Here is a 15645-nt window from a genome sequence, read left to right on the forward strand (position 1 = left end):
CTCCCTTTCCCCTCCACGCCCTCTCCCCTCCCGGCGCGCCTTGGCGTAGGCTGGCGCGCGCTGACGCGGGCTTCACGCCGGGTCGACGGACGGGAGCGGCATGACGACGACAGGCACCCAGAGGCGAACGCTGTATCCCGAGATCGAGCCGTACCGCGCCGGGAGGCTCCGCGTCTCCGATCTTCACGAGATCTATTTCGAGGAGTCGGGCAATCCGCGCGGCAAGCCGGTGGTCTTCGTGCATGGCGGCCCCGGGGGCGGCACCGAGCCGAAGCAGCGGCGCTTCTTCGACCCGGCCGTCTACCGGATCGTGCTCTTCGACCAGCGGGGCAGCGGAAGGAGCACGCCGTACGCGAGCCTGGAGGAGAACACCACCTGGCACCTCGTCGCGGACATGGAGGCGCTCCGCGAGCACCTCGGGATCGAGCGCTGGCAGGTGTTCGGCGGCTCGTGGGGGAGCACGCTCTCGCTGGCCTATGCCGAGAAGCACCCGGAGCGGGTGACGGAGCTCGTGCTGCGCGGCATCTTCCTCCTGCGGAAGCAGGAGCTCGACTGGTTCTACCAGCGAGGCGCGAGCGCCATCTTCCCCGACGCATGGGAGGAGTACCTCGGGTTCATCCCCGAGGCCGAGCGGGGCAATCTGCTCACGGCCTACCACCGGCGGCTCACGAGCCCCGATCCCAAGGTGCAGCAGCAGGCGGCGCGGGCGTGGAGCGTCTGGGAGGGGCGGACGAGCTGCCTGTTCACGAACCAGGAGCTGGTCGCGAAGACGTCAGGACAGCAGTTCGCCCTCGCGTTCGCCCGGATCGAGTGCCACTATTTCATGAACAAGGGGTTCTTCACGTCGGAGACGCAGCTGCTCGACGACGCGCACCGGATCCGCCATCTCCCGACGGTCATCGTGCAGGGCCGCTATGATGTCGTCTGTCCGGCGGAGAGCGCGTGGGCGCTCCACCGCGCGCTCCCCCAGTCCGATCTGCGCATCGTGGCGGACGCGGGGCACTCGGCGATGGAGCCCGGCATCCTGCACGAGCTCGTCGAGGCGACCGACCGGTTCCGCTGAGGCGCGCGCGGGCGGAGGGGCGCCGGCCCGAGCGCGCGCCGAGCAGAGCGCGCGCAGGCGACCGAGGGCGACGCCGAGGAGCGGCCCCCTCTCGTACACCGACGACCGTATTTGTCCCTCAACAACTTCCTGAGGGGCTCTCGCCGTCTCCCGCTCTCCTCGAATTCGCGCTGCACGAGGTGGATGAGCCTGCTCGATCCGGTGTCGCGGCGTGCAATCCGGTCGAATCCCGCCGGTCTGGGCTCTCCGGCCGCTTGCGATGTGCGGGGTCGGTCTTTAACGTAGACAAAGCGAAGGGTTGATTCCCTGTGGAGGCTTATGGCAAACAAGGCAGCACGGAAGACGTGGATCCTGGTCTCCGACGCAAGCCGTGCCCAGCTCTACCGTGAAGAGCCTGCGGGCAAGGGCTTTACCCTGCTCGAGTCCTACAATCATGACGAGAGCCGGGCGCGCGTGCGGGATCTGATGGCCGATGCGCACGGCCGGAAGCCGAACGGCACCCCCGGCGGGAACGGCAACCTCGGCGGCGGCGCGGGCGGCCAGTACCTCGGCCGGTCCGGCGCGGCGCCCGAGACCGATCCCAAGGAGGTCGAGAAGCAGAAGTTCGCCCAGGAGCTCGCGGAGGTGCTGGAGAAGGGTCTCAACGAGCACGCCTACGATTCGCTGGTGCTCATCGCGCCGCCGCACTTCCTCGGCCTGCTCCGCAGCACGGTGAGCAAGCAAGTCAGCCATCACATCGAGACGAGCGTCGACAAGGACCTGAGCTGGCTCGACGGCCCCCGGCTCACGGAGCGGCTGCGCGAGCTGCGGGCGGTGTAGCGCCGCTCGCGCGCTCGTCGAAGGTGTAGGCGACGCCGAGCCCCACGACGTTCGCGCGGGCGCCGTACGCGCCGCCGTTGATGGTGTTCGGGTTCTCGGGCGGATTGCCCTGCACCGGGCTCACCTGCGGGAGGCGCGCTTCCCTCGGGTCGACCCTCACGTCCGCGGCGAAGACGTGCGCATAGCTCGCGTCGAGGCGCCACCTCCCGAGGTGCACGCCGAGGCCGGCCGCCGTCGTCAGCTTCGTCGCGTCGATCGTGAGGACCGAGAGGTACTCGGGCGGGACGGCGCTCTGCTCGAGGCTCACGCCGGCGCGCAGCGCCCACCGCTTGCCCGCGAGTTCGAAGGAATACTCGCCGCCGAGCCGCGCGGAGAGCGAGCTCTCGAACCGCCGGGGGACCACGACCGGGGGCACGCGGAACGCCTCGGGGAAGCCGGCGACGTTCCGGAGCACCACCCCGTCGGGCTCGACGCGGATGTCGTCGTGCATGCCCCAGCCCTCGACGCCGAGCCCGAGCTCCACGCGCAGGTCGTCCACGAGCCGCGCCTCCACGCCGGCGCGGAGGATCCAGGGCAGATCGAAGGAGATGTCGGCGTCCTCGCCCTCCTGGACCGCGCGCTCGAAGACGGGCGCCGCGGGGAGCCGCGCCCTGAAGGTGGCCGGCGCGCGCACCCAGACGGGCAGCTGGAAGGCCAGGCCGATGCGCCATCGCGGGGTCGGGATGAAGAGCGCCCCGAGCTGGCCCGTCGGCGCCACGATGGGCCCGACGGTGAGCTCGGAGTGGATGTCCCAGTCCGGATCCTCGGGCGCGCAGAACATCCGCTCCGGGACGCACCCGGAGACCACCATCCGGCTGTTGAGCGTGCCGACCAGCGCGCCGAGCGCGGCGCCGAGGCGCCACTCGGGCGACGGCGCGTACGCCGCGCCGGCCCCGAGGAACGCGAGCGCCGAGCCCTCGAGGGTGAACAGCGCATACCGCTGCGGCGCCGGCATGCCCTTCACCTGCTCCGGGTAGCTGGAGAGGGCCGCGTACGGCGCCCACATCCCGCCCCAGACGACCCATCGCGGGTCGACCCGGAACGACGCCGCGAGCGTGGGGATCGGCAGCACCGGCGCGCTGCCTGTCACGGGATCCATCGTCTGCACGAAGCTCGCGCCCGTCGGCTCGCCGGTGTTCGGATCGACCTGCCGCACGATCGCCTGGCGCGTGTGCTCGCTGCGCCACTCGAACAGCCCGACGTCGAGCAGGACCTGGGTGCCCGCCTCGTAGACGCCCGCGGGGTTGTAGGCGATCGCCCCGAGATCGTCGCCGCCGGCGATGTACGCCCCGCCGCGCGACGACGGCCGGACGCCGCGCTCGGTGAAGTACAGCCCGGCCGCGCCGGCGTCGCCCGCGAGCAGCGCGAGCGCGCCGGCGGCGGAGGCCGCGAGGAGCGTGGCGCGGAGCGTGGATGGACGCGCGCGGGTCACTCGCGAGGCCGCTTCCTGATGATGGTGTAGAGCTGCTCGAGCCCGCGGGTCTCGTCGGTCAGGAAGTCCCTTGCCGTGAGAAACACCTGCCGGTAGTCCTCCGCCATCAGCGGCTCGCCGCTCGCGGCCTCGACGCGGTGCACGTCCGCGAACGCGTCGAGGAACACCTCGAGCGGCGCGCGGCCGTCGTCCATCGGCGTCACGAGCGCCGGGAGGACGTGATCCATCGCGTGATACCGGTCGTACCGATCGTCGTTGAGCGCCCTGAGCGCCTCGAGCCCCGCGTCGGCCGCGCCCGGGCCGCCGGGGTCGCCCGCCGGGGTCAGCGCGGTCGACGCGGCCTTCAGGGCCGGGAGCAGGGTGTCCTCGTCGCCGAGCAGCTGGAGCGCGTCGGCCAGCGTCGCCAGCAGCGCGCGGAGCGGGGCGCCGCCGGCGCCTTCGTCGAGCAGGTAGGTGAGGAACCGCTCGAGCTCCCGCCGCGCCGGCTCGTGGGCGCGGATCGCCTCCGAGACGTCGGCCGCGGCGGCGAACAGCGGGTGGCTCACCATGTCGCTCACCTTCCTGCCGAGCTCCTCCTGCGCCCAGACGCACCGCCCGGTCGTCTCGCGATCGGGGCAGCGCGCGTTCAGCTGCTCGCGGAGGACGCGCAGCACGAGGGCGCCCATCCTCGGCAGCGCGCGGTTCTTGAACCGGGTCTCCGGCCCTGATCCCTCGACCGCGAGGAGCGCGTCGACGAGCTCGTCCGTGGCGCGCTTCCACTGGCCCTTTCGCGCCATCGCGTCGGGCGCTGCGCTCTGCTCGAAGCGCGCGTCGATCCCGTTCAGCGCGTCGGCGAGGAGGGTGAACGCGGTGAGCTGGTCCTGGGTCCGGCCGTCGGCCCACGTCGCGCTTTTCTTTCCCCAGCGGTCGACCATGCCCACGCTGGCCGCGTGACGGGTGCTGAAGAAGATCCGCGCGAGCTTCTCGATCGCCTGCGCCTTCGTCCAGGTCTGCTCGGCCCTGGGGCCGCGCTGCACCGTCACCGGGGCCGACGGGTCGATCAGCATCCCGGCGAACGCCACCGAGGACGCCATGACGTCCTCGGCCTGGAGCGCGTCGGCCAGGAGCGGCTCGTAGCTGTTCACCCCCGCCTCCGAGCAGTACGCGGTGTTCGTCGCCGGCGAGCCGGCCTTGATGCACTCCGGCCCGTGCTCCTTGCCGGGCCAGTGCCGGTACGCCGTGCTGAAGAGATCGATCAGGATCTCCTCGCCGGTGGTGTCCGGGGCGACGTCGGCGAACGCCTTCACGATGGGGCTCAGGTACGCGCCGAGCCCGAGCCGCTCGATGAGGAAGGTCGTCCCCGGGTGGCGGATCCGGATCAGGTTCTCCGGGGAGCTGCACGCGTTCACGCCCAGCGCGTTCTTCGGGCAGTGGATCGTGCCGGCCGGCTCGAGCGTCCCCGAGATGAACAGGTTCGTCGTCGAGTTCGTCAGGTCCCGCAGCGGGTCGAGATCGACGAGCCCCGGGAACCTGCCCGAGTCGGCCCCGAAGTAGATGAGCCGGCTGAGCGCGGCCGGCGTGGGGTGGCCCGTCAGGCCGTCGATGCCGCTCGAGGACTCGAGCACCGAATCGGTCACCACGAGCGCGAGGACGGTGGGCTTGACCTTGAGCTCTGCCTTCTTGCCGTCCCCTTCCGGGAGCAGGGAGTCGAGGTAGAAGGCCGCCAGGTTGTCGATCTGGAACAGCTCGCACTCATCGAACTCGAGGAAGGGCACCGTGACCTCGAAGGCGCTCACCGTCGCGCCCTCCTTGTTGCACTGCCGGACGCCGGCGGTGTCGTGCATGAGGTGCATCAGCCGCTCCATGGCCGAGCGGTTGTCGCCGATCCTGGGCTTCGTCGGGTCCACAGGCGTCCGCGGGTCGGCCGTCGACGGCGCCCCGACCGTGAGGTTGATCGCCGGGCCGTTCAGGACCGCCGGGTCGTAGGCGTACATGTCGCGGCTCCTGAGCATCGTCGCGATCGCGTCGCCCGCGTGCTGCGCGCTGCCGTGCGGGGCGAGGAGCGCGTCGCTCGCGAGCGCCTCCATCAGGCGCGCCACGAGCCCCGGCTGCTCGACGGCCCGGTCGAGCACCACCGCCAGCTCGTCCCAGAGCGGCGCCTCGCCGTCGATCTGCGCGGCCGCCTCCGCGCCCTCGGCGGCCAGCCGGTCGTGCTCGCGGGCGAGATCGCGGATGCGCAGCGCCGCGCCGGTCATGCGGGCGAGCTCCGCCTCGTGGTCCTCGAGCAGCTCGATCAGCGTGAGGAGGAGGACGTCCGAGTCCTTGTCGGCGAGCACCTGGCCGAGCGCGTGCGCGAGGTCGGCGAGCGGCGAGTCCTCGCCGCGGAAGCGGCGGTAGGCGAGGCAGCCGTCGCACGCCTCGCCCGCCGGCACGATGCGGTCGCTGCGGGGGTCGTGGCGGGCCTCCTCGCGGTCGCCGTAGAGCAGGTACGCGCCGGCGAGGGCGTACATGAGGCCTTCGTGCTCGGTCTTCCACGGCTCGGGGTCGTCCTTGCCCGCGTACCGGGTCCCGTCGACGAGCGGCACGATCGCCCGCAGCGCCGCGCCGAGGAGCGTCTCGGAGGTGTCGACGTAGGCGTAGAGCTCCGGCGACAGGCGCCCGAAGTCGTCCCGCGGCGGCGAGGTGACCCCGGGGATGGCGAACGGCGGGTCGATCGCGAGCGGCGCGCGGCGCTCGTCCACGAACCTGCCGGACGCGTCGACGTCGGCGAGCCCATCGCGGTCGGCGTCGGCGAACGGCGCGGGGACCCCGTCGCCCCGGGGGAGGACCCACCCGCGCCCGTCGCGGCGGGCGATGAAGCTCGACGGCGGCGAGGCGAACGCGTCGTGCTCGGCGAGCAGCGCCGCTTGCGCGAGCTCCAGGAGCGTGCGCGGGCGGCTCGGCTGCGCGGTGGGCGCGTCGACCGAGAGCGGCGCCCGCTCCTCCGGCGAGAGCGCGGCCAGCTCCTGCTTGCCGGCCGCGAAGAGCGCCTGGAGCGCGGGCGCCCCCGGCCCGCCGGGGCCGATCGTGTCGAGCGCCGCCACGGTCATCGGGCGCAGGCCGGGGTACGCGAGCGCCGCGCGCACCGCGCCGAGCCCCACCTCCGCCGACCGGTAGCCCTGGCGCCCCCAGATCCTGGAGAGGGCGCAGACGAGCTCCGCCCCCTCCTCGGCCCGGTCGCAGTCGATCGGCGCCCGCTCTCGCCGTGTCTTCTTCTCCCCCTCGTCCCGGGCCGCGTTCTCCGCGCTGCCGTGGATGAACGCGTCAAGGAGCCGCCCGAGCCCCCGCGTCGATGCCGGCAGGACCGCCTCGGCCCCGGGGCTCGGGTCGAACGGGTTCGTCTCGTAGAGCGGCGCGATCGTGTGCGACAGGCTCAGGAAGGCGTCGTGCAGCCGGATCTCGCCGCCCCCTTCGCCGGGCGCGAGGTTGTCGATCTCGACGTCCGGCACCGCGGCGTTGACGGCGCGCACGAGGTCGCCGCGCCACCGCGCCATGGCCTCCACCTTGGCCACGCCGCGCCTGCGCGCCCGCTCCGCCCGCTCGCCGGAGACGGGCGGCAGCAGGGAGACGTCGACCTCGTCCTCGTACCGGCCCTCGCGGTCATAGTGACAGACACGCTGGTACGAGGCGCCCGTGGGGTCCTCGACGAGGCTCGAGGCGCCCACGCGGTCGCAGAGCATGCCGAAGACGTCGTCGCCCAGCCCGTGGCCCACCGCCACCGTGGGCGGCGCCCGCCGCGTCGTGTCGAGCGGCTCATGGCATGAAGCGGCCGCAGCGCCGGACGCGACGAGCGCAGCCAGCCGAAGCACACAAGCGGCCGAGGAACGCAGCGTTCGTCTGCGCATGGACGACAACCTCCCCGAGACACCGCCAGGGTAGACGATTCCGCTCCAGCTGCGTAGGACTTCGTGCCTGTAGGTGAGGGCGGCGATGACGCGGCGCGCATTCTCCAGGCTCACTGCGCGGCGACAGGGACGGCGGCGGGGCGGAGGGTGATAGGCTGCGGGGCGATGGCGACCGCCCAACCCACCCCGCTCACCGCTGTCGTTCTCGCTGCCGGACAAGGGACTCGGATGAAGAGCGCCCGACCGAAGGTGCTCCACGAGCTCTGCGGCCGGCCGATGATCCACCACGTCGTCGACGCGGCCCTGGCCGCCGGCGCCTCGGACGTCGTGGTCGTCGTCGGCCACGGCCGCGACGAGGTCTCCGGCTACCTCGACAGGGCGTTCGGCGCCCAGGGCAAGAACGTCCGCACCGCGCTCCAGGCCGAGCAGCGCGGCACGGGCGACGCGGTGCGCTGCGCCATGCCGCACCTCGAGGCGACCGCCGAGGCGGTGCTGATCCTGTGCGGCGACACGCCGCTGCTCGATCCGGAGCAGCTCACGCAGCTCCGCGGGGCGCTCGACGGCGCGCGCGACGCGCCCATGGCGATGCTCACCGCGCGGGTCGCCGATCCGACGGGCTACGGCCGGATCCTGCGCGACGGCGCGGGCCGCGTGATCGGCATCCGCGAGCACAAGGACGCGAGCCCCGAGGAGCGCGCGATCACCGAGATCAACCCCGGCGTGTACCTCGCCCGCGGCGCCTTCCTGGAGCGCGCGCTGGCCGGGCTGACGACGGACAACGCGCAGGGCGAGCTCTACCTGACCGACATCGTCGCGCAGGCCGCGAAGGCCGGCGGCGCCGCGGTGGTCGTCGCGCGGGACGCCGGCTCGCTCGTGGGCATCAACGACCGCGCGCAGCTCGCCGCCGCCGAGGAGGCGCTCTACGGCCGCATCGCCGACCGGCTGCGCCGGAGCGGCGTCACGATCCGGACGAGCGCCCGCGTCGACGCCGGCGTGGCGGTCGAGCCGGACGCGGTGATCGAGCACGCGGCGGTGCTGCGGGGGCAGACGCGGATCGGCGCGGGCGCGCGCATCGACGTGGGCTCGGTCCTCACGGACGTGGTCGTCGAGGCGGGCGCCACGGTGAAGCCGTACACCGTGGCCTCGCAGTCGTCGATCGGGGCCGGCGCGCAGATCGGGCCGTTCTCGCACCTCCGCCCGGACAGCCAGATCGAGGCCGACGCGCACATCGGCAACTTCGTCGAGACGAAGAAGACGGTGGTCCGCAAGGGCGCGAAGGCGAACCACCTCGCCTACCTCGGCGACGGCGACATCGGCGAGGGCGCGAACGTCGGCGCCGGGACGATCTTCTGCAACTACGACGGCTTCCGGAAGCACCGGACCGAGATCGGCCCCGGCGCCTTCATCGGCAGCGACTCGCAGATCGTGGCGCCGGTGAAGATCGGCGCGGGCGCCTACGTGGCGACGGGCACGACCGTGACCCGCGACGTGCCGGAGGACGCGCTGGCGATCGGCCGGGTGAAGCAGGAGAACAAGGAAGGCTACGCCGCGAAGCTCAAGGCGAGGCTGAAGGGCGCGGCGAAGAAGTAGCGGGCGCGGCGGCGCGACCTCCGACCCCGGGCCGACGAGGTCGCGCGGCATGTCGAGAACCGCGAGATATCCTGTTCTAGCTCACGGTGTCTTCCGCTAGAGAGCTTTTGTCGTCGGTGTCGCGAGCGCTGCGACCCCTCCCACCTTTTGGCTGAAACCGGTGCGGCCAGCAAGTACACTCGCGCGCCATGCCTGTGGCGGCCCTGCTCCTCTTGCCATTTCTCGGAAGCGTACTCACCGCGGTCCTGCCGACGCGGGCACGGTCCGAGCTCGCGGCTTGCGCAGGGCTCGTGTCGGCCGGCGCGGCGATCTGGGTCATCAGCCTGTTCCCGCAGGTGCGTGACGGGGGCGTGATCCGCGAGACGATCTCGTGGGTGCCTTCGCTCGGTCTCGATCTGGTCCTTCGGATCGACGGGTTCGCGTGGATGTTCGCGGTGCTCATCACCGTCATCGGCGCCCTCGTCTGTCTGTACGCGCGCTACTACATGTCCCCCGAGGATCCGGTGGCGCGCCTGTACGCGTTCCTCCTCGCGTTCATGGGCGCAATGCTCGGCGTCGTGCTCTCGGGCAACCTCATTCAGCTCGTCGTCTTCTGGGAGCTCACGAGCCTCGTTTCGTTCCTGCTCATCGGCTACTGGCATCACCGGGTGGACGCGCAGCGGGGGGCGCGGATGGCGCTCACCGTGACCGGCGCGGGCGGGCTCGCGCTCCTCGGAGGCGTGATCCTCCTCGGCCACATCGTCGGCAGCTACGATCTCGATGTGGCCCTCGCCTCGGGCGACCACGTGCGGGCACACCCGCTCTACCCAGCCGCGCTCGTCCTCATCTTACTTGGCGCGCTCACCAAGAGCGCTCAATTCCCGTTTCACTTCTGGCTGCCGCGGGCGATGGCCGCGCCGACGCCGGTGTCCGCCTACCTGCACTCGGCGACCATGGTGAAGGCGGGCGTATTCCTGCTCGCGCGGCTCTGGCCGGTGCTGTCGGGGACCGAGCTGTGGTTCTGGATCGTCAGCGGCGCGGGCATGACGACGCTCCTGCTCGGCGCGTACATCGCGATGTTCCAGAACGATCTGAAGCGCGTGCTCGCCTACTCGACCATCAGCCACCTCGGCCTCATCACGCTCCTCTTCGGGCTCAACAGCTCGCTCGCCGCCGTCGCCGGCGTGTTCCACATCATGAACCATGCGACGTTCAAGGCCTCGCTGTTCATGGCCGCGGGCGTCGTCGACCACGAGACCGGGACGCGCGACATCCGTCGCTTGAATGGCCTGATTCGTTCCATGCCTCGCACCGGCGCGCTGGCGCTCGTGGCGAGCGGCGCGATGGCCGGCGTGCCGCTGCTCAACGGCTTCCTGTCGAAGGAGATGTTCTTCGCCGAGACGATGTTCTTGTCCGCGCACCCCTCGGTGGAGGTGGTGCTCCCGGTGGCGGCGACGATCGCGGCGATCTTCGCGGTCGTGTACTCGCTGCGCTTTGGCTACGACATCTTCTTCGGCCCGCCGTCGACCGATCTCCCTCGCCAGCCGGAGGAGGCCCCGCGGTGGATGCGGACACCGATGGAGCTCCTGGTGCTCAGTTGCCTCATCGTCGGCATCGCGCCGACGATCTCCATCGGGCCATCGCTCGCAGCGGCAGCCCGCCCCGTGGTCGGTGGGACGCTCCCCGAGTACAGCCTCGCCGTATGGCACGGCTTCAACCTGCCTTTCGTCATGAGCCTCGTCGCCATCTCGGGCGGCGTCGTTGGGTACCTCTGGTTGCGCAAGCATCAGGAGCAGGGGCGGCTCCAGGACGCGCCCTTCGTCGGACGGCTCAACGCAAGGCGGCTGTTCGAGAGCGCGCTGTTCGGGCTCACGCGCCTCTCGCGAAGGGTGCTTCGGCTCGTCGGGACTCGACGACTTCAGACGCAGATGTTCGTGATCATCGCGGTTGCGCTCCTCCTCGCGCTCCTCGCGGCGCGTGGCGTCCCGCTGGAGTGGGGCGACCGGGACCGGCTCCCCGCGTCGCCCGCGTTCGTGCTCTTGTGGGTCATCGGCGCGGTCTGCGCGGTCGGCGCTGCCGTGATGGCAAAGTTCCACAGGCTGATCGCGATCACCTTGATGGGCGGCGCGGGCCTCGTCACCTGCCTGACGTTCATGTGGTTCTCGGCGCCCGACCTTGCCCTCACACAGATCGTCGTGGAGGTCATCACCACCATCCTGCTCCTGCTCGGGCTGCGCTGGTTGCCGATGCGCATCGAAGGAATTTCGAGGCCTGTCACGGCCCGCGACAGGATGCGGCGCGGGCGCGATCTGCTGCTCGCGATCGGCGCCGGCAGCGGTCTCGCCGCGCTCTCCTATGCCATGCTGACCCGGCCGGCGCCGCACAGCATCTCACCGTTCTTCCTCAGCCGCGCGCTGCCGGAGGGAGGAGGCGCCAACGTCGTCAACGTCATGCTCGTCGACTTTCGTGCCTTCGACACGCTCGGCGAGATCACGGTCCTCGGCGCGGTCGCGCTCACGGTCTACGCCCTCCTGCGCCGCTTTCGACCGCCCCCGGAGAGCATCGAGCAGCCCCAGCAACAGAGAACTCTTCCGGCCGACGTCGTCACCGACCTCGTGAAGCCGCGCACGGCCGAGGACGCCGCGCGCGGATACATGATGGTGCCGGCGGTCATCGCGCGCCTGCTCCTGCCGGTCTCCTTCCTCGTCGCAGCGCACTTCCTTCTTCGTGGGCACAACGAGCCAGGCGGCGGCTTCGTGGCCGGCCTCGTCGTCGCGATCGCGATGCTCATGCAGTACATGGTCTCGGGGGCGCTCTGGCTGGAGGCGCGCGCGCGCCTCCGTCCGGTGCGGTGGATCGCCGTTGGACTGCTGCTCGGGGCGACCACGGGCCTTGGGGCGCTCGCCGTCGGCTATCCCTTCCTCACGACGCACACCGCGCATGTCAGGCTGCCGCTGGTCGGCGAAGTACACCTGCCGAGCGCCACCTTCTTCGACCTCGGCGTGTTCGCGGTCGTCGTGGGAGCGACGCTCCTCACCCTCACGGCGCTCGCTCACCAGTCGCTGCGTGCACACCGGCGACCAGCACAGAGCCCGGCGTCGTCGACGAGCAAGGGCACGAGCTAGATGGAAGCCCTGCTCGCGCTCGTCATCGGTGTGCTCGGCGGATCCGGGATCTGGCTCGTGCTGCGTCCGCGGACCTTCCAGGTGATCATGGGGCTCACGTTGCTCTCTTACGCGGTGAACCTCTTCATCTTCAGCATGGGGAGCATCTTCATCGACAAGCCACCGCTCGTGCGACCTGGCGTGCCCGCCGATCTTCAGCACTACACGGATCCGATGCCGCAGTCCCTCGTGCTCACGGCCATCGTGATCGGCTTCGCGACCACGGCGCTCTTCCTCGTCGTGCTCCTCGCTTCGCGCGGCTTCAGCGGCACCGACCACGTGGATGGAACGAGGGAGGAGCCATGACCGAGCGCTTCCCGCACATCATCGTCGCGCCCGTCGTGCTGCCGCTGATGACGGCGGCCCTGTTGCTCCTGCTGGGTCAGAAGCGCAAGCGCGCCAAGTCGATCGCCAACATCGGCGCGGCCTTGGCGGGCCTGCTCGTGGCGCTGGAGATCCTGCGCGGCGCCGACGCTGGCGGTTCGTCCGGCGCCGCTGGCGTGTATCTCATGTCGAACTGGGAGGCGCCTTTCGGGATCGTGCTCGTCGCGGACCGGCTCTCTGCGCTCATGCTGGTGCTGGTCGGCGTGGTGAGCCTCTGCGCTGCCCTCTACGCGGAAGCCGCGTGGGGTCGCGCGGGCGCGTACTTCCATGCGCTCTTCCAGATTCAATTGATGGGGCTCAACGGCGCCTTTCTCACGGGGGACCTCTTCAACCTCTTCGTGTTCTTCGAGGTGATGCTCGCGGCGTCGTATGGCCTGCATCTTCATGGATCCGGGTGGCCGCGGGTGCGCTCGGGGCTCCACTACATCGCGGTGAACCTGCTCGCGTCGTCGCTCTTCCTCGTTGGCCTCGCGGTGCTCTACGGCGTCATGGGCACGCTCTCCATGGCCGACATCGCCGAGAAGCTCGCGCTCGTCCCGGCGCGCGATCGCGGGCTCTTGCATGCAGGCGCGGCGGTCCTCGCCGTGGCGTTCCTCATCAAGGCGGCGATCTGGCCCCTCAACGCCTGGCTGGTGCCGGCCTACTCGGCCACGAGCGCGCCTGTCGCGGCGCTCTTCGCGCTGATGACCAAGGTGGGCATCTACGTGCTCTTGCGCTTGTGGACGCTGTTCTTCTCCGCGGGCGCTTCGGCGCAGTTCGGGGGGACAGTCCTGCTCTACGCGGGGCTCGCGACCATCGCCTTCGGCGCGATCGGCCTCATGGCCTCCATGTCCCTCGGGCGCATCGCGGGCTTCTCGGTGATCGTGTCGTCGGGGACGCTCCTCGCGTCGCTCGGGACGGGGACCCCCGCGGTGACGTCGGCGGCGCTGTTCTACATGCTGAGCGCCACGCTGGCGGTGAGCGCTCTCTTCCTCCTCGTCGAGCTGGTGGAGCGCATCGGCTCCGATGGACAGCGGCGGGTGCCGGACCTCGACGTGGAGCCGGGCGAGGACACGAACCTCGACGACGAGGAGGCGCCGCTCGTCGCCCGCGCGTTTCCGGTGTCCATTGCGTTGCTCGGCCTGGCGTTCATGGTCTGCGCCATGCTCGTCGCAGGGCTGCCGCCGCTCTCGGGTTTCGTCGCGAAGGCCTCGTTGCTGACCGCCCTCCTGTCGCCCCGAGGGGACGGCCACGCGAGCGCCGGCGCCCCCATCCCGCCCGCTGCGTGGATGCTCTTCGGGCTGCTGCTCCTCTCGGGGCTCGCGGCCACCATCTCCCTCGCGAGGGCGGGCATTCGATACTTCTGGTCGTCGGGTGGGCGGCTTCCGCCCCGCTTGAAGGCCGTCGAGGCCGCCTCCGTCCTCGGCCTCATCCTCTGCTGCATCTTGCTCACGCTGTGCGCTGAGCCGGTCCTGCGCACCACGAGCGCGACGGCCGCGGGGCTGCACTCGCCGAAGGCGTACATCGAGGCCGTCTTGTCGATGAGGCCTCGTCCGGGACCGACGCGTTCCGTGATCGAAGAGGAGGAGGCGCCGTGATCTTCGTCGAGAAGCTCGTGCCCGCGCCGCTGTTGTCCGCCGCTCTGTTCGCGCTGTGGCTCGCGCTCGCGCGCTCCACGAGCGCGGGCCAGATCGTCCTGGGGCTGGGGCTCGCGCTGGCGGTGCCGCTCCTTACCTCGGCCCTGCGACTGACGAATGTCCGGGTGCGGCGACCGCTGGTCGTCGTGCGCTTCATCCTGAGGGTCGGCTACGACGTTTTGCTTTCGAATTTCGAGATCGCCTGGGACGTGGTCACATGGCGATGGCGGCGACCGCAGTCGAGGTTCGTGATCGTTCCCCTCGATCTGCGTGACCCCCTCGGGCTGGCCGCGTTATCCATGGTGACGACCGTGGTTCCGGGCACCGTGTGGTCGGAGCTCGCGCTCGATCGCAGCGCGCTCTTGCTGCACGTGTGGGATGTCGGTGATGAAGGCGCCTTCGTCGCCCGCTTCAAGGCTCGCTACGAGGAGCCGCTCAGGGAGATCTTCGAATGAGCGCACTTCTGTCTGGCGCAATCGCCTTCGCGCTCGGCTGCTACGCCGTCGCGTCGGTCCTGGTGGTCATCAGGTTGATCCGGGGGCCGCGGGCACAGGATCGCGTGTTCGCGCTCGACTTGCTCTACTTCCACGCGATGCTGGTCATGCTGGTGCTCGGTATTCGTCACCGGAGCGACACGTACTTCGAAGCCGCGTTGCTGATCGCGCTCTTCAGCTTCGTGAGCTCATCCGCGATGGCGAAGTTCATCCTGCGCGGGGAGGTGATTGAATGAACGAGCTCCCCCTCTGGGTCGAGGCGGCGGTCGCTGCGTTGCTCGTGTTGAGCGGCCTGTTCGTGGTCATCTCCGCGCTCGGGTTCCTGCGCCTGCAAGACTTCTTCCTGCGCATGCATCCCCCTGCGCTGGCGTACACCTTCGGCAGCTGGTGCGTGACGCTGGCGAGCATCCTCTACTTCTCGATGATCGAGTCCCGGCTCGTGCTGCACACGTGGCTCATCATCATCATGCTCTCCATCACGGTCCCTGTGACCACGCTGCTCCTGGCACGTGTGGCGCTGTTCCGCCGCCGCGCTGCGCGAGCAGCCGACACTCCGCCTCCGCTCACTCTACCCCGCGACTCCTGAGGGCGGTTCGAGGCTGGGGAGCGGCTCGCGCGCAGCGTCAGCGTCGCGGCGGCGCGCGCCGCCCCGCGGAGCTCAACCGGAGCATCAGGGCGAGCACCTCCGTGGATCCTTGCTCGAGATCGAGGGCGACCGCGGGCCGGCTGTACGTCGCGCGAGGAGCCAGCCGGACCGCCAGAACCGGGAGCTGCCCGCGGCGGATGACGCGCTCCGCGGTCGAGCCGAGGAAGGTGTCCCGGAGCGCGCGGCTGCCGCCACGACCCCGTGAAGCAGCGTGACGCGAGCTCCATCGGCCAGAGGCAGAAGTGCGACCCGGCCGAGGACGCGGTCCGAAATGGGCGTCAGATCGACGGGGACGAGCAACGAATGGAAGCGCTCGGCCTCGCCCGTCTCGGGCTGCCCTTCGCCTGCCCCGGGCTTCCGCAGACTCTCGGTCATCGCGTGGTCTCCTCTCCAGCTGTCTCCGTCAAGAACGCCTTCCGGCCTCGAACGTGACGGTCCCGACGCCCTCTCGGGGCGGCGGGGCGCGTCGTGGGTGCGCAGGCGACGATGGGCAAGACGGCGATCGGATGCGGCAAGATCTGGCGCTGGCGGGCTAGGCGCCCGGCACGCAGGAGCA

Annotated in this window: 11 protein-coding genes; 9 read left to right on the forward strand and 2 right to left on the reverse strand. The window is 70.9% G+C overall.

Going from position 1 to position 15645, the window contains the following annotated elements; all coding sequences use genetic code 11:
• Window positions 1-100: 100 nt before the first annotated feature.
• On the forward strand, window positions 101-1063 hold the full coding sequence (pip, locus tag WMF17_RS27640) for a prolyl aminopeptidase (protein WP_437596157.1): 963 nt from the start codon (window positions 101-103) through the stop codon (window positions 1061-1063).
• Window positions 1064-1381: 318 nt separating this feature from the next.
• Window positions 1382-1882, forward strand: a complete 501-nt coding sequence (locus WMF17_RS27645) for a host attachment protein (protein WP_437596158.1) — start codon at window positions 1382-1384, stop codon at window positions 1880-1882.
• On the opposite strand, the gene WMF17_RS27650 is transcribed toward WMF17_RS27645, so the two are convergent.
• Window positions 1848-3353, reverse strand: a complete 1506-nt coding sequence (locus tag WMF17_RS27650; RefSeq protein WP_437596159.1) for an OmpP1/FadL family transporter — start codon at window positions 3351-3353, stop codon at window positions 1848-1850. The two genes, WMF17_RS27645 and WMF17_RS27650, sit on opposite strands and share 35 nt — an antisense overlap.
• Window positions 3350-7216 carry a hypothetical protein gene (locus WMF17_RS27655; protein WP_437644117.1) on the reverse strand — a complete coding sequence of 1289 codons (3867 nt, stop codon included), beginning with the start codon at window positions 7214-7216 and terminating at the stop codon, window positions 3350-3352. The genes WMF17_RS27650 and WMF17_RS27655 overlap by 4 nt, the downstream gene beginning before the upstream one ends.
• Window positions 7217-7444: 228 nt before the next feature.
• Between WMF17_RS27655 and glmU the strand changes: the two genes are divergently transcribed.
• The 7 genes from glmU (at window position 7445) to WMF17_RS27690 (ending at window position 15029) form a co-directional block, all read left to right on the forward strand.
• Window positions 7445-8806, forward strand: a complete 1362-nt coding sequence (gene glmU / locus WMF17_RS27660) for a bifunctional UDP-N-acetylglucosamine diphosphorylase/glucosamine-1-phosphate N-acetyltransferase GlmU (protein WP_437644118.1) — start codon at window positions 7445-7447, stop codon at window positions 8804-8806.
• A gap of 188 nt (window positions 8807-8994) precedes the next feature.
• Complete coding sequence (locus WMF17_RS27665; protein ID WP_437644119.1) at window positions 8995-11910, forward strand: monovalent cation/H+ antiporter subunit A; 2916 nt, start codon at window positions 8995-8997, stop codon at window positions 11908-11910.
• The gene (locus WMF17_RS27670) at window positions 11911-12255 is read left to right on the forward strand and encodes a Na+/H+ antiporter subunit C (protein ID WP_433927340.1); all 345 of its coding nucleotides are present in this window, start codon (window positions 11911-11913) and stop codon (window positions 12253-12255) included.
• A complete protein-coding gene (locus WMF17_RS27675) occupies window positions 12252-13910 on the forward strand; it encodes a monovalent cation/H+ antiporter subunit D (protein WP_437644120.1) in 1659 nt (552 codons plus the stop codon). Before WMF17_RS27670 ends, WMF17_RS27675 begins: the two co-directional genes overlap by 4 nt.
• Window positions 13910-14404 carry a Na+/H+ antiporter subunit E gene (locus WMF17_RS27680; RefSeq protein WP_437604318.1) on the forward strand — a complete coding sequence of 165 codons (495 nt, stop codon included), beginning with the start codon at window positions 13910-13912 and terminating at the stop codon, window positions 14402-14404. Before WMF17_RS27675 ends, WMF17_RS27680 begins: the two co-directional genes overlap by 1 nt.
• Entirely contained in the window at window positions 14401-14679 is a 279-nt protein-coding gene (locus WMF17_RS27685; RefSeq protein ID WP_433927343.1) for a K+/H+ antiporter subunit F, read from the forward strand. Before WMF17_RS27680 ends, WMF17_RS27685 begins: the two co-directional genes overlap by 4 nt.
• Entirely contained in the window at window positions 14676-15029 is a 354-nt protein-coding gene (locus WMF17_RS27690) for a Na+/H+ antiporter subunit G (RefSeq protein ID WP_437596164.1), read from the forward strand. The genes WMF17_RS27685 and WMF17_RS27690 overlap by 4 nt, the downstream gene beginning before the upstream one ends.
• Window positions 15030-15645 lie beyond the last annotated feature (616 nt).

It is taken from the genome of Sorangium sp. So ce362 (genome assembly GCF_051519845.1).
Lineage (GTDB): Bacteria > Myxococcota_A > Polyangia > Polyangiales > Polyangiaceae > Sorangium.